The sequence below is a fragment of the Streptomyces griseocarneus genome (assembly GCF_014655595.1).
GTDB classification, from domain to species: domain Bacteria; phylum Actinomycetota; class Actinomycetes; order Streptomycetales; family Streptomycetaceae; genus Streptomyces; species Streptomyces griseocarneus.
The window spans coordinates 53,200-71,506 of the sequence record NZ_BNBL01000018.1 but is presented as its reverse complement, the minus strand read 5'-3'; the positions used below and the strand labels follow the sequence as shown (position 1 = coordinate 71,506).

Here is an 18,307-nt window from a genome sequence, read left to right as displayed (position 1 = left end):
CTCGACGGCCCGGCCCCGCCGCCCCGCGCGCCTGTCCGCGCGCCCGTGCGTAGACGTCCCTACGCCACGCGCCCCCAAGTGCCGGTCGCCGCAAGCGGACTTGGTGTAAGCATTTTCCAGCGCCGCCCCGGCCAGTGGTGGCAGGCTGCGGAGCAGGAGAGAAGCAGCATGACGGAGCCGGAGGTGCGTCCCGTGGCGTCCAGTGTCAACCCCACCGTAAGGCGGCGCCGCTTGGGGCAGGAGCTGCGCAAGCTCCGTGAACTCAAGGGCATGACGGCCGAGGAGGTGGCCGAGCGGCTACTGGTCTCGCAGTCGAAGATCAGCCGGCTGGAGAACGGCCGACGCAGCATCAGCCAGCGTGACGTCCGCGACCTGTGCAGCGTGTACGGGGTCGAGGACCACCGCATTGTGGATTCCCTGATGCAGATGGCCAAGGAGTCGCGCCAGCAGGGCTGGTGGCACGCCTTCGGCGACATTCCCTACAGCGTCTATATCGGCCTGGAAACCGACGCCGCCTCGTTGCGGGTGTACGAGGCCTCACTCGTTCCGGGTCTGCTGCAGACCCCGAATTACGCCAGTGCCGTGACCGAGGGTTCCTGGCCGGAGGCGACGGCGGCGGATGTCGAGCGCCGGGTGCAGGTGCGAATGCGGCGCCAGGAGCGCATCACCGACCCGGAGAACCCGATGCGCCTGTGGGCGGTGATCGACGAGTCGGCGCTGCGCCGGATCGTGGGCAGCGGCGCCATCATGCGGGAACAGATGGAACACCTGGTGGAGTTCAGCCTCCAGCCGCACATCACGGTCCAGGTGCTGCCGTATTCGGTGGGTGCTCATCCCGGCATGTACGGAAAATTCTCGATTCTTGAATTCCATGACCCGCAGGACGCCAGCACGGTCTATCTGGAGGGGATCACCAGCGATCTCTATCTGGAGAAGCCCAACGACGTCCAGGCCTACAGCGTGATGTACGAGCATTTGCGAATGCAGGCCCTCAACGCCGAGGACTCCCGGCGGTTCATCCTCCAAATCGCCGAGGACTGGGCGGAGGCGGGCGAGGGCTGAGCGGGCCGCGTCACCGGCCCCGCCACCAGGCCCGCCTCAGGGCCCGCATGAGGCCCCGCCTCAGGGCCCCCACAGGTGCACGGCCGGCTCCGATGCCACCGGATTTCTTCCGTCCGTTCGTGAGGGAGGGAATGTACACCGCTCCCCCTCCCCACGGTAGAGGTGAATGGAATACGCCATCCGGTCGAGTGATGAGCCCGTTCATCAGGTGATGTTGGCGCGTAACGTCGATCTCGCCTCGGGAAACCGGCGGTCTGATCCAAGGGATCAGGGCTCATCAGCACACAGCTGTACCTCAATGGCATCGGAGCAACTCATGGCGATTCAGCAGGGAAAGACCACGTGGCGGAAGTCCTCGTACTCACTCGCCCACGGCGACTGCGTGGAGGTCGCCTCCCCGGTGCGGCACACGATCGCGGTCCGTGACTCGAAGGACCCGCAGCGTCCGTCCCTGGCCTTCACCCCCGGGAACTGGTCCGCGTTCGTGGCGGTCGTCAACGACGGCTCGCGCGCTCTCTGACGCGACCGCGGGCCTCCGGCACAGCGTCGCGATCGACGCGACCGCCGTGCCGACACCACCGCACAGAGCCCTCTCGCCTGGCACGCCGTCCCGGCCGAGAGGGCTCCGTCATGTCCGTCAGCTCTTCTTGTACGGCCGCACCGTGCCCATGATCTTGTCGATCTGGTCGGTGGACAGGGCGTCCGGGACGCCCTGGTCGGCGTAGAGGACCCAGCCGTGGAAAGTACCGTCGGGCATCTTCTGGGCGATGCTCTTGACGATCGCGGTGGCCGGCACGCAGGGGCTCGGGCGGTTGGCCACCGTCACCTTGGCCGTGGCGGTCCAGCCCTCGAGGCCGTTGCGCGTCCAGGCCTTCTCGTCCGTGATCTCGATCTTCGGCTTGTGGTCCTTGCCGCCGTAGGCGAAGAAGCCCCAGTTGCCCGCCCAGTTGCGGGCATTCGTCTTGAGGTCGCCGTCCCGGCCGCCGCCCGTGGTGCCGACCGTGGCGAGCTGGCCCTTGCCGGCCTCGCCGATCGTGTCGGGATTGGGGGACGAGGCGCAGCCGCCCTCGTGGAAGTTGGCGGTGCCCCTCATCACGACGGCCGGCTTGCCGTTCTCGGTGTAGGAGACGGCGGTGTCCGCGGGGAAGACCTTCCACTTGTCGGTCTTGCCCGGCACGTCGTACTGGAAGAAGTGCTCCGCGCCCGCCTGCGTCTGCCAGCCCGCGACCATCGGCTGGGAGCCGCCGGGGCTCGCCGAGGGGCCGTCGCCGCCCTGGCCCGGCGCGTCCGGCTGCTTGTCCTTCTCCTTCTCACCCGGCTTCGCGGGCGCGCCCTGGGCGTCGTCGGTCTTCTTGTCGCCGTCGTCGCCGCCGCCGAGGAGGAACACCGCGCCACCGCCGATGACGGCGAGCGCCACGACGCCCCCGACGATGGCGAGCAGCGTGCCGTTCTTCTTCGGCGGCCGCGGCGCGGGACCACCCGGCGGCGTCCCCGGCGCCATCCCCGGCTGCATCCCCGGCGGCATGCCGTACGGCGGCTGCTGCTGCGGCGCCTGGTGCGCCCCGGGCGGCGTGGCCATGCCCGGCCCGCCGTACGGCGCGGGCGGCGGCGGGGGCGGCGGCACCGCGGCGCCGCCGTTCGCCGGTCCCGGCGGCGGGGGCGGGGGTGCCGGCACACCCGGCTGGGAGACCATCGTGGGCGGTGGCACGGCCGGCTGGGAAACCATGGTGGGCGGCGGCACGGCGGGCTGGGAGACCATGGTCGGTTGTGCGTGTCCGTCGCCGTTCGGGCCCCATGTGGGCGGCGGGCCGAAGCCACCCCCCTGCGACTGCTGAGGGTTCTGCGGCTGCTCGGGCTGCTGCGGCTGCTGAGGATTCTGGGGCCAAGACATGCGGAAACCCTATGCGGGGACTGTCGCCGCCGGGTCGGCGGCAGGCGACAGTACCGCAACACTTGTGCGAATCAGGGCCGTCAGCCCTCCCCCAGCACCGGCAGCAGCTCGGGCAGATGCCCGTCCGAGGCCAGCGCCGCGTCCTGCCGCTCCTGGGACACCGTCCCGTACAGCGTCGTCCGCGGCCGCGCCGGTCGTCCCGCCGCCTCCGCTATGGCCACCAGGTCGTGGATCGAGCGGTACGAGCCGTAGGACGAGCCCGCCATGCGGGAGATGGTCTCCTCCATCAGCGTGCCGCCCAGGTCGTTGGCGCCCGAGCGGAGCATCTCCGCCGCCCCCTCGGCGCCCAGCTTCACCCAGCTCGTCTGGATGTTGGTGATGTGCGGGTGGAGCAGCACCCGGGCCATGGCAACGACCGCGCGGTTGTCGCGGTGGGTCGGGCCGGGGCGGGCGATGCCGGCGAGGTAGACGGGGGCGTTGGTGTGGATGAAGGGAAGCGTCACGAACTCCGTGAACCCGCCGGTCTCCTTCTGGATCTCCACCAGCGTGCGGAAGTGGCCGAGCCAGTGGCGGGGCTGGTCCACGTGCCCGTACATCATCGTGGAGGACGAGCGGATGCCGAGCTCGTGCGCGGTCTTGACGACCTCGATCCAGGTGGCCGTGGGCAGCTTGCCCTTGGTGAGGACCCAGCGGACCTCGTCGTCCAGGATCTCCGCCGCGGTGCCGGGGATGGTGTCGAGCCCGGCCTCCTTGGCGGCGGTCAGCCACTCGCGCAGGGACAGGCCCGTGCGCGTGGCGCCGTTGACGATCTCCATGGGCGAGAAGGCGTGCACGTGCATGCCCGGCACCCGCTCCTTGACCGCCCGCGCGATGTCGAAGTAGGCCGTGCCCGGCAGGTCGGGGTGGATGCCGCCCTGCATGCACACCTCGACCGCGCCCACGTCCCACGCCTGCTGGGCGCGGTCGGCGACCTGGGAGAGGGAGAGGGTGTAGGCGTCGGCGTCCGTGCGCCGCTGGGCGAAGGCGCAGAAGCGGCAGCCGGTGTAGCAGACGTTGGTGAAGTTGATGTTGCGCGTGACGATGTACGTGACGTCGTCGCCGACCGTGGCCCGCCGCAGGTCGTCGGCGATGCCGCACAGCGCGTCCAGCGCGGGGCCGTCGGCGTGCAGCAGGGCCAGCGCCTGGGCGTCGGTGAGGCGGGTGGGGTCGTCGGCGGCCTGGGCGAGCGCCTCGCGCACGTCGGCGTCGATCCGCTCGGGCACCATGCCGGGCGCCGCTGCCTCGCGCAGCGCCTCCCAGTCGCCGTACACCTCGTCGAAGTCGTCGCGCCGGTCGGCGGTGCGGCCCTCGGTGTCGATGGCGCGGTGCAGGTCCGTCCGCCCGCTGGGGACGAAGACCTCCTCGGGCTCCTGCCAGGGGTGGCCCTCGACGACGGCGTCCGGGCGGGCCAGGCCGGTCTCGGGGTCGGCCAGCGCCCGCACGTGCGGCAGCAGGCGCGGGTCCAGCCAGGGCTCGCCGCGCTGGACGAACTCGGGGTAGACCGCCAGGCGTTCCTTCAGCTCGAAGCCGGCGGCAGCCGAGCGCTCGGCGAGCTCCTCGATCTGCGGCCAGGGGCGCTCGGGGTTGACGTGATCGGGCGTCAGCGGCGAGACGCCGCCCCAGTCGTCGATGCCGGCGCCGATCAGGCGCGCGTACTCGTCGTCCACCAGGTTGGGCGGCGCCTGCAGGCAGGCGGAGGGGCCCATGATGTGCCGGGCGACGGCGACGGTGGCGACCAGCTCGTCCATCTCCGCGTCGGGCATGCCGCGCATCGCCGTGTCCGGCTTGGCGCGGAAGTTCTGCATGATGAGTTCCTGGATGCCGTGGTAGGCGCGGGAGACGCGGCGCAGCGCGAACAGCGAGTCCGCGCGCTCCTCGTACGTCTCGCCGATCCCGATCAGCAGCCCGCTGGTGAACGGCACGGAGCTGCGTCCGGCGTCCTCCAGGACGCGCAGCCGGACGGCCGGCTCCTTGTCCGGCGAGCCGTAGTGGGGGCCGCCCGGCTCGCTCCACAGCCGCGTCGCCGTGGTCTCGAGCATCATGCCCATCGACGGCGAGACCGGCTTGAGCCGCTGGAAGTCCGTCCAGGACATGACGCCGGGGTTGAGGTGCGGCAGCAGCCCGGTCTCCTCCAGGATGCGGATCGCCATGGCCCGTACGTACGCGATGGTGTCGTCGTAGCCCTCGGCCTCGAGCCACTCGCGGGCCTCGGGCCAGCGGTCCTCGGGCTTGTCGCCGAGGGTGATGAGGGCTTCCTTGCAGCCCAGTTCGGCGCCGCGCCGGGCGATGGCGAGGACCTCGTCCGGCGACATGAACATTCCGTGGCCGGCGCGCCGCAGCTTGCCGGGCACGGTGGCGAAGGTGCAGTAGTGGCACTTGTCGCGGCAGAGGCGGGTGAGCGGGATGAAGACGCTCTTGGAGTAGGTGATGACGCCGGGCCGGCCCGCCGCCTCCAGGCCCGCGTCGCGCACCCGGGCGGCGGAGGCGCACAGGTCCACCAGGTCGTCGCCGCGCGCCTGCAGCAGTACGGCCGCCTCGGTGACGTCGAGCGCCACGCCGTCGCGGGCGCGCCTGAGCGCGCGCCGCATCGCGTTGGCGGTGGGTGCGGGCTGCTCGGGTCGCGGTGCGCTCGAAGTCATTGTCCGAGCATACGAGCGGTCGCTGACACCGTGACGTACTGGATGCGCCGCTTCCGTGTGCCTCTCGTCACGTCATACGGAGGCATCCTCCGGAATACCTCCGGCCCTCTTCCTAGAGGAACTCCGCGTGCGCGTCCAGCGCCCTGAGCACCTCGGCCTCGGGTGCGGACGGAAGCCCCACCACCACCTCGGCGATGCCCAGATCGGCGTAGTGCGCGAGCTTGCCCGCCGAAGGATGCACGGCGTACGGCACCACCTCCGGCTCCCCCGGACGGCCCGCCTCCGACCACACCCGCCGCAGCTCCGGCAGCGTCTCCCGCAGCCCGCTGCCGCCGACGGGCATCCAGCCGTCCGCGTACTCCGCGATGTGCGCGAAGAGCTTCGGCCCCGCCGACCCGCCGACCAGCGTCCGCGGCCCGGTCAGCGGCTCGACGCCCTTGCGCTCGCGCGGCGCCCGCACCGGCTTGGGGTGCGCCCAGCTGGCCTCCACCGAGCCGAAGTCACCGGCGAAGGCCGTCGGTTCGCCCGCCCACAGCGCCCGCATCAGCGCCATCCGGTCACGCACCAGGTCACGGCGCGTCCGCCACTCCACGCCGTGGTCGGCGGCCTCCTCCACGTTCCAGCCGTAGCCGACGCCGAACGTGAACCGGCCACCGCTGAGGAAGTCCAGCGAGGCCACCTGCTTGGCCAGCACGATGGGGTCGTGCTGGGCGACCAGCGTCACGCCCGTCCCGAGCGCGATCCGGTGGGTGACGGCAGCGGCCTGAGAGAGCGCCACGAACGGGTCCAGGGCGCGCCCGTACTCGCGCGGCAGCGGATCACCCGCCGGAGCCGGCGTCACCCGGCTGACCGGGACGTGCGTGTGCTCGGGCAGGAAAAGGCCGGCGAAACCACGCTGCTCCAGCTCATGGGCGAGCCGGACCGGAGTGATCGTCTCGTCGGTGAGGAAGGTCGTGGTGGCGATGCGCATGCCGGGCACCCCTGTCGTCGCGTGGGACCAAAGGTAAGCCCTGCCGGGCCGCCGGGACCCCCGCGACAAACAGCCGACACACAACTGGCCCATACGGGCCCTCCTCCGCGACACTGCGGCCATGCGCCGCCGCGACGTCCTCAGAACGACGGCTATCGCCGGAGCCGCCACCGTGCTTACGCTCGAGGGCGTGAGTTCCGCCCACGCCCACGCCGACGGTCCCGTCCGGACCGCGGGCGAGGAGACCCGTACGCTCACCGGCCGGCTGCCGGCCGGCGCTCCGGACTTCGTCCACCTCCCCGTGGACGTACCGCGCGGGGTCCGCGAGATCGCCGTCTCCTATACGTACGACAAACCGCCCGTCCCACCGGGCACCCTGGGCAACGCCTGCGACATCGGCATCTTCGACGAGCGCGGCACCGCGCCCGGCGGCCCCGGCTTCCGCGGCTGGTCGGGCGGCGCCCGCACGGAATTCGCCATCAGCGCCGAGCGGGCCACCCCCGGCTACCTCCCCGGCCCCATCCACCCCGGCACCTGGCACGTCATCCTCGGCCCGTACACGGTCGCCCCCCAGGGCATGGCCTACGAGGTCAGGGTCACCCTGCGATACGGACGCCAGGGCACCACCCCGGAGCCGGTCTACCCGCCGCGGCGCGCGAGGGGCCGCGGCCGCGCCTGGTACCGGGGCGACAACCACCTCCACAGCGTCCACTCCGACGGCCTGCGCACCCCCGCCGAGATCGCCGCCGCCGCCCGCGCCGCCGGCCTCGACTGGATCACGACCACCGAGCACAACACGACCTCCGCCCACGCCGCCTGGCAGGGCCTGTGGGGCGACGACCTGCTGATCCTCACGGGAGAGGAGGTCACCACCCGCAACGGCCACGTCCTGGCCCTCGGCACGGACCCCGGCGTCCTCATCGACTGGCGCTACCGCGCGAGAGACGACCTCTTCGGACGTTTCGCCCGCAGAATCCGGCAAACAGGCGGCATGGTCGTACCGGCCCACCCCTACGGCTCCTGCGTCGGCTGCAACTGGAAGTTCGGCTACGAGCACGCCGACGCGGTCGAGGTCTGGAACGGCACCTGGACCCCGGACGACGAGATGGCCGTGGCCAACTGGGACGCGATGCTGGCCGCGTCCGTGACGTCCGGGGGCCGGTGGCTGCCCGCCATGGGCAACAGCGACGCCCACCGCGAACCGCAGGTGGTCGGCCTGCCGCAAACCGTCGTCCTGGCCGACGACCTCTCGCACGACGCCCTGCTCGCCGGCCTGCGGGCCGGCCGCAGCTGGATCGCGGAGTCCGGCGCGATCGACCTGACCTTCACGGCGACGGACGCCCGCGGCGGCCACGCCGGCCTCGGCGAGCGCTTGCGCACGGACGCCCCCACGACCCTCCGCCTGACGACAAAGGGCGTGAGCGGCTGCACGGCGTCCTTCATCACCGACCAGGGGACGGCGTTCACCGCCCCCATTCCGGCCGACGGAACGCTCGAGTGGCACACGACGCCCGCCCGCTCGGCGTACGTACGGGCGGAGATCCGCCGGCCGTCGGGATCGATGGCGGCCCTGACGAACCCGGTGTTCCTGGAGAGCCGCCGCTAGCCGCGCAGGTGCACCCGGGCAGGGGCGTGAACAGCGGCGCGTACCCCGCGCGCGTGGCGGCCGCCAGATGGGGTGCCGGCATGGCGGGCGGCCCGCCGACGTGCGCGAAGCGCACGGGTTGGGGCTTGGGCGGGGGCTGGGGGTGGGGGTGGGGCGCGTGCTCCGGCGCGGGGGCCTGCGCCCTGCGGCGCCCCCGGAACCACCACAGTCGCCGCCTCATGCCTCCTTCTGCCGCAGCCGCCGCTCATGGTGCAGCAGGTCCTCGGCGGCCCGCCCGAGGCTCCGGGCGAACGTGATCGCCGACGCGTACCCGTCCCCGGGCCCGAGCCCGAGCCGATGCCGCGCCTCCCGCACGGCGGCGAGCGCCTCCCCCCCGCACCGGATCGCCGAGCGCCCGCGCCCGTGCGGTGACCTCCACGTCGTAGGCCCGCTCCTGCACGAACACCCGAAGCCGCGCGGTCACCGCCCGCACCCGCCGTGTCTCGGGCAACCACCGCCCGGGGGCGGTGGCTTCGCGGATCACATCCTCGATGGCCTCGCGCCGGGGGCTGGGCCCGACGGTCAGCGGACCGCTGTTCGCGGTCCGGGGGAAGAAGGGCATGGCGGCTCCTTCGCCAGAAGTGGGGGGTTATCGCCGATGGCCACTTCACGGTCCCGCAGCCGGTCTTTGCGTTGCAACTTAAAGGCTCAATGCAAGGAAATTGGCATATGACAAAGCCGAGCAAACGCCGTCCCCGAGGGGAACAGGAGGTGGGAAACTCCCAACAGGGCGTCGCGGAGGGGTAACAGGGCCTCGCCAAGGGGCAACAGGACCCAGCCGACGGGGTACTGAGGCGCGTCGCCGGGTACAGCATCAGGAGGGTCAGAAGTGGCAGCACGACGTGGTCCGACATTCCGGCGGAGAGAGCTGGGCAAGGAGCTCCGCCGCTTGCGGGAGAGGAAGGGGTACGGCACCAAAGAGGCAGCCGCTGCCATCGAAAGCTCGGAGTCAAAACTCAACAGAGTGGAATCGGGCCACAATCAGCTGCCGCGAGTCCGCGACCTAGAAGATCTGCTCGATTTCTACGGCGTGACCGACCGCACGGACCGCGAGCACATGCTGGCACTGCACCGGGACTCGCTCAGCGATGACTGGTACAGGCCGTACCACAACTTCATGCCGTCCGGCCAACCGCTGTACGTGGGGCTGGAATCCGACGCCAAAGCGATGCGGGCATGGCACTGCCAAGTCGTGTTCGGGCTCCTGCAGACCGAAAACTACACGCGAGCCCTGTTCATGACATCGAAGCCGGTCGACGAGAGGACGACTGAGTTCGTTGAGGAGAACGTGGCTTTCCGCATGAAGCGCAAGGAGATCATCCACAGGGACGACCATCCGGTCGAGCTGCGGGTGATCCTGGACGAGGCGACGCTACGCCGCATGATCGGCAGCCCGGACATCATGCGCGAGCAGTACCAGGAGATCGAGAAGGTGGCGTCGCTCGATCATGTGACGGTCCAGATCCTTCCGCAGAATCTCGCAACGTACCGCGCGTTCCACAACTTCGTCATTCTGGACTTCGATGGCGGGCTCGATCCGGTCGTCATGACAGAGGGGTCCGTCATGACCGTCTCCGACAAACGGCGCGAGGTCTGGAAGCACGCGCGCCAGTTCGACGCCATGCGGGAGGGCGCGCTGGCCCCAGCCAAGACCGGCGAGTTCCTGCACCGACTAGCAAGAGAGATCGATGAATACTAACCACGGCACAATATGGTCCGAGCTGGCCGAGGAAGCGCGCTGGTTCAAGTCATCGCACAGCATCGACGACGGCGGCGGGTCCTGTGTGACTGTCGCGACGCTGGCCGACCTGGTCGGAGTCCGCGACTCGAAACGCGACAACAGCCCCGCCCTTGTGGTGCCCAGGGCTGCCTGGAACTCGTTCGTACACGTGCTCCGGTTCGTTGATCCGGAGGTCGGCGATGCCTGATGCACACGCCATCGCCGCAGCCACTTGGTACAAGTCCTCGCACAGTGGCGAGAACGGGGGAGGCGGCTGCGTCTCGGTGGCTTGGCTCAAGTCATCGCACAGCAACGCTGGGCAGAACTGCGTCGAAGTCGCGGGGCCTTCCGCCCGATGCGCTCGGGTCGGCGTCCGCGACTCGAAACACAGCAACGGCCCCGCCCTCGTCGTACCGGCCACGGCCTGGGCCTCGTTCATCCACGAGGTCCAGGCGGAACGCCTCAGGTGAGTACCGGGGTGGCCCACCGGGCTAACGGTCGCCGACGACAACCCTGAAGTGGCTGCCGTTGCGCGAGCCGAGCCGGGCCGTCACCCGGATTTCCGGCACCGAGCCGTCGACGGTGAACTCGGCGTGGCCCTCGCCCAGCCGGGCCGTGCGCTGCCCGCGATAGCGGAAGTACACGGCTAAGCGGTGCGTTCCGCCGTCAACGGCGACTTCTGTCGTTCCCCAGGCCGCTTGCCGTTCGACGCCGTCGACCTCCACCACGGGACGGGTGAAGGCGCGGTGAAACGGCAGGGCGATGAGAGAGGGGCGGATGTGGACAGAGATGTTCGTCATCAGCAAATCCTTGGGTCAGGACGTCAGGACGTCAGGGCGTCAGGAGGAACCGAGGACCGATTCCGGGCGGAATCCACGGGCGGCGCCGGCCAGGGCGCCCACCGCGATCAGGGCGGTGATTCCACCGGCGGTGACCAGCAGCCGGATCGGACCGAGTTCGCCGAGGCCGAGGGCCAGCGCCAGCAAGGCACCGAAGCCCGGTGCCATGGAGACGACGCTGACCAGCGCGCCGCCGTTGCCGGCGAGGCCTGCCTGGCCCGGCTGGGCCAGGCGCGGGAAGAGCAGGCTGAGCATGAGGGCGAGTGCCGCACCGGCCCAGGCGGCCAGCAGAGGCAGGCCGAGGGCCAGGGCCAGATAGCCGCCGTCCAGGGAAAGACTGTCGTGGTGGAGCACGCCGGAGATCGTCAGGGCGAGTGCTCCGAGCGCGGTCATGATGGCCCACTGGCTGGTGGTGACGACGAGGGCGTAGCCGAGCAGGCCGCCGGCGATGCTGGCCGGGGTGTACGGAGCCGCGAGCATCGCCTCCAGGGCGCCGACGCCGGCTTCGGCTCCGATGACGTTCCGTACGGCCAGGCCGGCGCCGAGGGTGGCGTGGATGGCCACCACGCCGGGGATCAGCACCAACAGCAGGCCGGCGGCGATCGCGTCGCCGGTGGCTCCGTACCGGAGGCCGAGTTCGGCGCTGCCGTCGGCGCCGTTCGTACCGCTGTCGTCGGAGACCAGGGGCACGACGACGGTGGAGGCGAGCGTCAGGACGAAGGGGAGGAAGACGGTGGCGAGGCTCCGTAGCCGTTCCCGTCGCACTCGCCACAGCAGCGCCGCGGCCAGGGTCTTCGACCGGGCCAGGTACAGCGTCACGTCACTTCTCATCACGTGCTGCGCCTTCCGTCTGGAGCCGGTGGTAAACGTCCTCCAACGGGTTTCGCACGGGCACCACTTCGTGTATTCCGATGCCTTCTCCGACCAGCTGCGCCACCAGTTTTTCCGCGGCCTTCTCGGAGGCCACCTCGACGACGACCGGACCTGTTCTCTGCCGCTCCCAACGGTGGCCCAGTCTCGCCAGGGCGGCGGGTATGTCACCTGAGCCGCGTATTTGCAGTCGGTAGGCGCTGCCCAGCAGGGCGGCCCGGAGGGCCGACGGTTCGCCGCGGGCGACGATCCGGCCGTCGTGCAGAACGGTGACGTCGTCGGCGAGCCGGTGGGCCTCGGTCAGGGCATGGGTGGAGGCGACGATGACGTGGCCATCGTCGGCCAACGTTCTCAAATAGTCCGACAGTTGCCCTGTCATCGTGGGGTCGAGACCGGACATCGGCTCGTCGAGCAGCAGGATCGACGGGCGGCCGAGGAATGCCTTGGCCAGGCCGACCCGCTGGTTCTGGCCGCGGCTCAGGCTGCCGACCCGCCGGTCGGCGAGTTCCACGAGTCCGAGCAGGGTCAGGGCATCGGCGATCCGCGCCTCCACCGAGGCCGACGGCAGTCCCAGTACGCGGGCCCAGTAACGCAGGTTGTCCATCACGCTCAGCCGGGGTGCCAGCGCGGACCGATGGCTGGAGAGGCCGATCGCGGACTTGGCCTCCGCCTGCCGGTGCGGGTCCTTGCCGTTGACCAGGACGGTCCCCCGCATGGGGGGCAGGAGGCCGGAGAGGACCCGGAAGGTCGTCGTCTTGCCGGAGCCGTTCGGCCCGAGCAGGATGTGAACTCCCGGGCCGTATTCGAGATTCATCTCCCGCAGGACGACATTGCCCCGGTACCCAGCACAGACATTTTCCGCCGTCAGCGTGGCCACGTGCCCAACCCAGCAGCGCAGATGATCAATTGTCCTTCCTCAGGCCGCGCCGGCTTCGGCCGGCGTACGGCCGAATGCGGGCTTTTTCTCGTCCGGCTCGCCCGGTTCCTCGGCGCGCGGGGCGGTCAACGCGGGCATGGAGGCGACGATCCCGCAGCCGATCATCACCAGGGCGAAGCTCCACAGCCCCATGGTCACAATGATCATTCCATGCAGCAGGATGTCGAGCGCCAGGGCGACTTTGCGCCATCGGTCCGATCCGAGGAGGCAGACGGCAATGATCATCTCCACGACCAGCGCCCCCCAGGTCATGCCGACGACCACCACGGGGATCTTGGACAGTTCCAGGAACAGTCCGTCCAGTGGTTCGCTCACGCCGAACATGTTGTCGCGCAGGAAGTAGTACTCGGCCGTGCCGTTGGCCCAGTCGGCGACGCCGAACTTGCTGATCGCGGTGTCGAGGTAGAGGTAGGCGAGCTGTATGCGGATGGCCCAGAAGGCGGCGAAGGAGATCGCGTGGCCGTTCAGCCGGAGGGGTTTGTCCGGGCTGCTCCAGTGCCACTTGCGGTCGTCCGCCAGACAGATCGGCGCCATGAGGAGCGAGATGATCAGGCTGACCGACTCGCCGCCGTCGGGCACGGAGATGCTCACGGCGATCGAGTAGACGGCCCAGAGCTGCGGGAGGACCGTCCACCGCGGGCGATACCCGCTGGCCGCCACCAGCAGCACGGCAACCAGCAGCCACCGGGCGTACTCGGGGTTCGAGTCGCCACCCACGCAGAAGGCGGAGGCGGCCCGCACCCCGTCGCAACGCGCACCCTCGGTGATGGTCAGGACGGGGATGAGCAGCGCCTTCGACGGCGTCAGCAGCACCACTGTCAGCTCCGCGAAACAGATCAGCGAACGCCCGACGCCGAACCAGCGGGAGCGGAAATCAAATCGGCCGAGGTGGCGCTGCAGGCTCGCGGCCTGTTCGTCGACGAATGCGGTCACGGACACGAGACATCCAGGTGGGCGATCTTGGTGACCCTCCGGTCGTACGTGACGAGATCCCGGTACGACCAGGGCACAACGGTTTCCTGGGTGATGAAGGAATCACCGCAGATGGTCGGGACGGGGCTACGGTTCTCGGCTTTCGCGGCCGGCATGGCCGCCGCCCTGGCGAGGCAGCGCTCCACCGTTCCGGAGCATTCGCTCCAGTTGGTCACCCCGGCTTCCAGGTAGGCGATCTCCGGACCCTGGGCCCGCTGAGTCCGGTCCAGGCCGAAGAGATTGGACGGGTTGCCCTGGGGGGTCCGCAACAGATTCTTCCCCTGCCCGCCCCGACCGTAGAAACCTATCTGAATTCCTTCCGGGTTCTTGGTGAAGAAAGCCCAGACCTGAGGCGTGACGGTGTTGAAGTACTGCCTGGCACCCTTTGAGTGCCGGCTGCTCAACGCATTGCTCGGTAACGTGTAGAAGAGCGATACCAGGAGATAGGAAAAGATCACCAGGCAGGCCGCTGAGAATACGAGAAGCTGCCGTCTCGCGACGGACATCGACATGAACGGTTTCCTTTTTCTGATGGCGACGAGATCTGTGGATTCCTGCCCCGTCGCGACGGGCCGGCCTGCCGTGCCGGAGGCGAAGCCGGCCGGCCCGTCAACGGGACTCACAGATCAGAGAGCCTCTGCGACTTCCGCCACCAGGTTGTTCTTGTCCAGCTTGTTCGGCTGCTGCAGGTCGAAGCCGTAGCTGGCCGCAGCCGGGACGATCACCACGATCACCGCGACCTCCGCGCCGGCCGCCACGTTGGTGCCCACGGCGACATTGATGCCGGCGGCGATGTTGGCCACGGCCACGATGTTGGACTTCTTCCACACCTTGCCGTCCGCGCGGTCGGCGGCATCGGTGCTCATGTCGACGTCGCCGGCGTCCTCGGCGATGTACTTCTTGAGGTCGTCGTTGAGCCGCTCCATGCCCTCCTGGACCACGAACGGATCCTTGGCCTGGACAGCCTCGGTCACGTTGGCGTGGAAGGCGGGATCGATCTTGTGGAGCTTCCCCATCAGGTACGACAGCTGCTCCTCGGTGACCGTGGAGTCCGCACGCCGGTCCCGGATCTTCTTGGCCAGCGCCGGGTTGTCGTCGGCGGCCTTGCCCCGCCCGAAGACGAGGAAGCTGACCACCTCACGGTCGGAGTACTTCGTCTTGCTCGTCGCCGGGCGCGAGGAGTCCGCGGCGCCCGTGTCCGACGAGGTCCTCGCTAATGCCGTGCCGGCGGTACCGGCCACCATCACGGCGGCGAGCGCCGTACCCATCAGCGATTTCGTGCCACGCTTCATTCTGAAAACCCTTGCCTGTTCGATGAAAAAAGACAGAATCGCCCCTGAAAACGGGCAGCAGGGAACGACAGAGAATGGCGTTGAAATGAGGGGCCGGATCGGCTCCGATTCGAATGAGGGTCGACCGAGACACCTACGATCGACGACCGTCTTTTCCGCACCCCCGTTTATTCATAAAGCCGCTTCGAGCATAAGTATGGGCATGATCAACCGTCAACGGACGCAGCGTAAGAGAGTAGTAAAGCGGACCGGAATTCCACTCATCACATGTCTCAAAATGCCCAGTAGTCACGGAGGGACTTCCGGTACTTCATGTGGCGAAGCCGCGCCCGGACCTGCGGGTGTGCCGTTCGTTCCGGTCCGGCGGTCAGTCCCGTCCGGGGTGGCCTGAATGTGCCGGGTCAACTGCCGTCCCGCTGTTGTACAGAGCCTCACCCACAGGGGAGCTCTCACCGGAGACGTGCGCACGGACAGAGGCGAGGTAGTCGTCGCGCACGACGCGTCCGTCGCCGTCGGCGTCCAGCGCGGCGAAGGCCGCTTCGATGTTGCCGACCGGGTTCCCCAGCGCCGTGCGCAGCGTCGTGAACTCCGGCAGGTCCAGGCGGCCGTCGTGATCGCGGTCGGCGAGGTCGAACAGGGCGCCGAGCACGGGCTCGCAGACGGTGTCGAACGCGTCGGCGCCGGCCCAGGCCGCGTACTCCTCGAAGGTCACTTTGCCGTCGCCGTCGGCGTCCATCGAGGCCCACGCCCGCCGGCCGGCCGTGCGGGCGACGACGACCAGGGGGTCGTCCGTGGTGCGTCCCGTGGCCCGGGCCACGCGCTCGGCGCGCGCGGAGTATTCGTCCGCCGAGATGACTCCGTCGCCGTCCGCGTCCAGCATGGCGAAGACGAGTCGCTTCGCGGTGATGTCGTCCACTACAGCACCTTTCCCTCTGTTTTGGTCACTCGTGAGCGCTGTGCGAGCGTTCGCCTGTCTCTACCCTGCGCTCCCGGGTGCCAGACCTCCGATGCGGCTCGCGCACCGGCGCACAGGACAGGGTGCGCGCGGTGGTGTGCCGCCAGGAGCCGGGGTCGGCGAAAGGGGCCCGGGGTAGCCATGCGCCGGTAGCGGATCCGGAGCCCTGGAGGATGCATGGTCGGCGGGCGTGGTGCGGCAGTGGCATTGAGTTCGCTGATGCTGGTCGCATCGTCGTGGGTGGGGGCTCAGGCCGGTCAGGCCGATGGGGGCGGGCACAGAGACGCGGGGGGCGTGGTGTGCACGGGGCCCAGCGACAGTACGTACGACCCGCCCCTGACGCTGGCGCAACGCGCGACCCGCGTGCACACCGAGGCCCGGTACGCGTGTGCCGTCGCACCCGGGCGGGTCGTAGCGGCCACCGGCTCGCTGGACGGGGTGTCCCCGACGGCGTCCTGCAACGGCCTGACCAACCCCCGCCTCACGGAAATCGTGCGGTACGCCGACGGCAGGAAGTCGGTGATCGTCTACGACAGCGGCACCACCGTCCGTGCCGCCGGCGCCGTCGACGTCAGCCTGTCGGGCCGGGTCACCGAGGGCCGCGGCAAGGGGCAGTCGGCGCAGCGGAACGTACTCCTCGCTCTGCCGCGCGGACTGCCCACGGAGTGCCTCTCCACCGGCCTTCAGGGGAACAGCGGCCACGCGCAGCTGGAGATCAAACCCTGACCCGGCCGACCGGACCGGCGCGTGCTCAGGACACGAGGGGCTGCTCTTCCAGTTCGGTCAGTTTCACGGTGCACAGTCCGCCGCGCTCGGTCTTCACGTCCGTCACCTTGAGCTGCGTGCCCGGCGAGAGGATGAATTCCTCCTCGCCGGCGAACGCGGAGAAACTGCTGATGCCCACCGCCCGGGCGGGGACCACCTCGAAGAGCGTCCGCTTGCCGCGGCTGCCGAGGAAGTTCCGGGCCACGTTGAGATTGGGCGTGCACGAGGAGACGCCCCACCAGGTCACGGTCCGGCCGAGCGGGTACTGCGCACGCAGGTCCAGCGAGACGCCGCGCCACAGCGGCTCCTTGCGGGCGGGAAGCTGCGACACCGCCGAGAAGAGCAGCCGCAGGTAGGGGAGATACGGGATGACCTTGGCCCGGTCCGGGGCGCGGAGGACGGCGTTGATCTCCCGGTAGAACGCGGACTGGCAGGTGTAGAGGTAGAGGGCGGCGATCGCGTCGGCGGAGAGGCCGGCGGTCGCTTCGTCCGCCCGCCTCTTGCCGAATTCGTGCGACCGGTTGACGTGCCGGTCGAGACCGGACAGCAGCTTGGCGACCGGGGCGACGGCGTCCTGGAATTCCATGAGCGGGGTGTCGAACACGCCGGTGATCGCGGGGAGGGCGAGACCCTCGTCCTTTACGCTGGCGAGCCGCTCGAGGTACAGCTGGTGCAGCTCCATGGTGGACGTGATGAACGCGCCCATGCGTTCGGCGATGCCGCCGTCCGCCCCGCCGGCCTCCGCCGCGGCCTCGTTCCACCGCTTGCTCGGCAGCCAGTCGATCGGATCGGCGCCCAGCGACGCGAGGGCGTCGTTCACCACTCCGAAGTGGTCGCCCTCGCAGAAGATGTCGCCCTGCGCCGCGGGGTTGGGGTGGTCGATGTGCCGGACGTCGACGTCGGGGTACTTCTTCTGGAGTTCGAGGACGACCTTCTTCAGGTTGCGGGCGTGGGCTCCCCACCACGCGAAGACGACACCACGGTCTTCCTCGTCGGCGTTCTGCTTGGCCTTGAGGATCTCCTCGACGATCCGCTCGGCGACCGGACGCCAGAATGCCGTGTGCCGGTCGGCATCGGCGCCCCTCCCCCCGTCGCTGCTGGCGGTGAGCGCCGCGTTCAGCAGCAGGACGCCCTGCGTGAGCATCGCCTGGAACCATTCCGGCGGCAGGACGGTGTCCTGCTTCTTCAACAGCGCGCGAATGTCGGCGATCGGGGTCTTCTTGGGTATGCCGTACTTCCACATCGCCGCCGCCTTGATGATGCAGCGGATGCTGACGACCCTGCCGAACTGACTGTCCTTCCAGTCGTGGAAGGTGTTGTCGAACATGGCGATGCCCGTGGCGCTTTCCGGGCGCGGGTACGGGTTCTGACCGAATACGACGACCTTCCACTTGTGCGGCGGATTGGGCTTGAGCGCCTGGAAGGTCAGTTCGCGGACGGGGACGACTTCCTGTCCGCGGCCCGGGCCGATGAACGCGGCCGCGTTCGGCTGCGCCTCGATGACCGGCTTCAGCAGCGGAAGCCACGGTTCACCGCCGCCCTTGAACAGTTCTGCAAGGGCCAGCGGGTCGTTCGCGTCGGGCTGGGCAGGGGTGTTGGCATCGATCATGGCCGGGAGGCTAGCAACGGGGTACGACAACCGGGCTCCAACCGGCTCCCGGCCGGTTGTCAGTGGTGGGCGGTAGCGTCGTGATCGCTGGAAGGACCGTTC

Annotated in this window: 19 protein-coding genes; 7 read left to right on the top strand and 12 right to left on the bottom strand. The window is 69.7% G+C overall.

Annotated elements, in window-relative coordinates; genetic code table 11:
- Window positions 1-192: 192 nt before the first annotated feature.
- Together IE295_RS30955 and IE295_RS30950 are read left to right on the top strand one after the other, a co-directional pair.
- Entirely contained in the window at window positions 193-1,062 is an 870-nt protein-coding gene (locus IE295_RS30955; protein ID WP_190067155.1) for a helix-turn-helix domain-containing protein, read from the top strand.
- A gap of 316 nt (window positions 1,063-1,378) precedes the next feature.
- Window positions 1,379-1,582 (top strand): DUF397 domain-containing protein, encoded by a 204-nt coding sequence (locus tag IE295_RS30950; RefSeq protein ID WP_190067107.1) that lies wholly within the window; start codon window positions 1,379-1,381, stop codon window positions 1,580-1,582.
- Window positions 1,583-1,699: 117 nt separating this feature from the next.
- On the opposite strand, the gene IE295_RS33995 is transcribed toward IE295_RS30950, so the two are convergent.
- The 3 genes from IE295_RS33995 to IE295_RS30935 form a co-directional block, all read right to left on the bottom strand.
- On the bottom strand, window positions 1,700-2,953 hold the full coding sequence (locus IE295_RS33995; protein ID WP_224323504.1) for a DUF8017 domain-containing protein: 1,254 nt from the start codon (window positions 2,951-2,953) through the stop codon (window positions 1,700-1,702).
- Window positions 2,954-3,033: 80 nt separating this feature from the next.
- Window positions 3,034-5,631, bottom strand: a complete 2,598-nt coding sequence (locus IE295_RS30940) for a bifunctional FO biosynthesis protein CofGH (RefSeq protein ID WP_190067106.1) — start codon at window positions 5,629-5,631, stop codon at window positions 3,034-3,036.
- Between the two features lie 112 nt (window positions 5,632-5,743).
- Window positions 5,744-6,601, bottom strand: a complete 858-nt coding sequence (locus tag IE295_RS30935; RefSeq protein WP_190067105.1) for a TIGR03619 family F420-dependent LLM class oxidoreductase — start codon at window positions 6,599-6,601, stop codon at window positions 5,744-5,746.
- 121 nt (window positions 6,602-6,722) lie between these two features.
- Here IE295_RS30935 and IE295_RS30930 point away from each other — a divergent pair, with 121 nt between their 5' ends.
- The gene (locus IE295_RS30930) at window positions 6,723-8,207 is read left to right on the top strand and encodes a CehA/McbA family metallohydrolase (RefSeq protein ID WP_190067104.1); all 1,485 of its coding nucleotides are present in this window, start codon (window positions 6,723-6,725) and stop codon (window positions 8,205-8,207) included.
- A gap of 216 nt (window positions 8,208-8,423) precedes the next feature.
- Here IE295_RS30930 and IE295_RS34605 read toward each other — a convergent pair whose 3' ends face one another.
- Entirely contained in the window at window positions 8,424-8,591 is a 168-nt protein-coding gene (locus tag IE295_RS34605) for a DUF6415 family natural product biosynthesis protein (RefSeq protein ID WP_372479605.1), read from the bottom strand.
- 484 nt (window positions 8,592-9,075) lie between these two features.
- On the opposite strand from IE295_RS34605, the gene IE295_RS30925 reads away from it, so the two are divergent.
- The 3 genes from IE295_RS30925 to IE295_RS30915 are packed head-to-tail and all read left to right on the top strand — an operon-like array spanning window position 9,076 to window position 10,436.
- On the top strand, window positions 9,076-9,945 hold the full coding sequence (locus tag IE295_RS30925; RefSeq protein WP_190067103.1) for a helix-turn-helix domain-containing protein: 870 nt from the start codon (window positions 9,076-9,078) through the stop codon (window positions 9,943-9,945).
- Entirely contained in the window at window positions 9,935-10,174 is a 240-nt protein-coding gene (locus IE295_RS30920; protein ID WP_190067102.1) for a DUF397 domain-containing protein, read from the top strand. The genes IE295_RS30925 and IE295_RS30920 overlap by 11 nt, the downstream gene beginning before the upstream one ends.
- Window positions 10,167-10,436 carry a DUF397 domain-containing protein gene (locus IE295_RS30915; RefSeq protein ID WP_190067101.1) on the top strand — a complete coding sequence of 90 codons (270 nt, stop codon included), beginning with the start codon at window positions 10,167-10,169 and terminating at the stop codon, window positions 10,434-10,436. Before IE295_RS30920 ends, IE295_RS30915 begins: the two co-directional genes overlap by 8 nt.
- Before the next feature lie 21 nt (window positions 10,437-10,457).
- Here IE295_RS30915 and IE295_RS30910 read toward each other — a convergent pair whose 3' ends face one another.
- The 7 genes from IE295_RS30910 to IE295_RS30880 form a co-directional block, all read right to left on the bottom strand.
- Window positions 10,458-10,766, bottom strand: a complete 309-nt coding sequence (locus tag IE295_RS30910; protein WP_190067100.1) for a hypothetical protein — start codon at window positions 10,764-10,766, stop codon at window positions 10,458-10,460.
- Between the two features lie 39 nt (window positions 10,767-10,805).
- Window positions 10,806-11,624 (bottom strand): hypothetical protein, encoded by an 819-nt coding sequence (locus tag IE295_RS30905; protein ID WP_190067099.1) that lies wholly within the window; start codon window positions 11,622-11,624, stop codon window positions 10,806-10,808.
- Between the two features lies 1 nt (window position 11,625).
- Entirely contained in the window at window positions 11,626-12,552 is a 927-nt protein-coding gene (locus IE295_RS30900; protein ID WP_190067098.1) for an ABC transporter ATP-binding protein, read from the bottom strand.
- Between the two features lie 39 nt (window positions 12,553-12,591).
- Window positions 12,592-13,551: a sporulation-delaying protein SdpB family protein gene (locus tag IE295_RS30895; RefSeq protein WP_190067097.1), complete on the bottom strand. Its 960-nt coding sequence runs from the start codon at window positions 13,549-13,551 to the stop codon at window positions 12,592-12,594.
- Window positions 13,542-14,207, bottom strand: coding sequence for an SdpA family antimicrobial peptide system protein (locus IE295_RS30890; protein WP_190067096.1), 666 nt, complete (start codon window positions 14,205-14,207; stop codon window positions 13,542-13,544). Before IE295_RS30890 ends, IE295_RS30895 begins: the two co-directional genes overlap by 10 nt.
- A gap of 3 nt (window positions 14,208-14,210) precedes the next feature.
- On the bottom strand, window positions 14,211-14,876 hold the full coding sequence (locus IE295_RS30885; protein WP_190067095.1) for a sporulation delaying protein family toxin: 666 nt from the start codon (window positions 14,874-14,876) through the stop codon (window positions 14,211-14,213).
- Between the two features lie 367 nt (window positions 14,877-15,243).
- Window positions 15,244-15,792 (bottom strand): EF-hand domain-containing protein, encoded by a 549-nt coding sequence (locus IE295_RS30880; RefSeq protein WP_190067094.1) that lies wholly within the window; start codon window positions 15,790-15,792, stop codon window positions 15,244-15,246.
- A 333-nt stretch (window positions 15,793-16,125) separates the two neighbouring features.
- Between IE295_RS30880 and IE295_RS30875 the strand changes: the two genes are divergently transcribed.
- The gene (locus tag IE295_RS30875) at window positions 16,126-16,557 is read left to right on the top strand and encodes a hypothetical protein (protein ID WP_190067093.1); all 432 of its coding nucleotides are present in this window, start codon (window positions 16,126-16,128) and stop codon (window positions 16,555-16,557) included.
- A gap of 25 nt (window positions 16,558-16,582) precedes the next feature.
- Here IE295_RS30875 and IE295_RS30870 read toward each other — a convergent pair whose 3' ends face one another.
- Entirely contained in the window at window positions 16,583-18,205 is a 1,623-nt protein-coding gene (locus tag IE295_RS30870) for an ADP-ribosyltransferase domain-containing protein (RefSeq protein WP_190067092.1), read from the bottom strand.
- Window positions 18,206-18,307: the final 102 nt, after the last annotated feature.

Excerpts from the sequence above, each read along its gene's own strand:
- IE295_RS30950 (WP_190067107.1), top strand. The coding sequence starts at position 1,379 with ATGGCGATTCAGCAGGGAAAGACCACGTGGCGGAAGTCCTCGTACTCA.
- IE295_RS33995 (WP_224323504.1), bottom strand. The coding sequence starts at position 2,953 with ATGTCTTGGCCCCAGAATCCTCAGCAGCCGCAGCAGCCCGAGCAGCCG.
- IE295_RS30940 (WP_190067106.1), bottom strand. The coding sequence starts at position 5,631 with ATGACTTCGAGCGCACCGCGACCCGAGCAGCCCGCACCCACCGCCAAC.
- IE295_RS30935 (WP_190067105.1), bottom strand. The coding sequence starts at position 6,601 with ATGCGCATCGCCACCACGACCTTCCTCACCGACGAGACGATCACTCCG.
- IE295_RS30930 (WP_190067104.1), top strand. The coding sequence starts at position 6,723 with ATGCGCCGCCGCGACGTCCTCAGAACGACGGCTATCGCCGGAGCCGCC.
- IE295_RS30920 (WP_190067102.1), top strand. The coding sequence starts at position 9,935 with ATGAATACTAACCACGGCACAATATGGTCCGAGCTGGCCGAGGAAGCG.
- IE295_RS30915 (WP_190067101.1), top strand. The coding sequence starts at position 10,167 with ATGCCTGATGCACACGCCATCGCCGCAGCCACTTGGTACAAGTCCTCG.
- IE295_RS30910 (WP_190067100.1), bottom strand. The coding sequence starts at position 10,766 with ATGACGAACATCTCTGTCCACATCCGCCCCTCTCTCATCGCCCTGCCG.
- IE295_RS30885 (WP_190067095.1), bottom strand. The coding sequence starts at position 14,876 with ATGAAGCGTGGCACGAAATCGCTGATGGGTACGGCGCTCGCCGCCGTG.
- IE295_RS30870 (WP_190067092.1), bottom strand. The coding sequence starts at position 18,205 with ATGATCGATGCCAACACCCCTGCCCAGCCCGACGCGAACGACCCGCTG.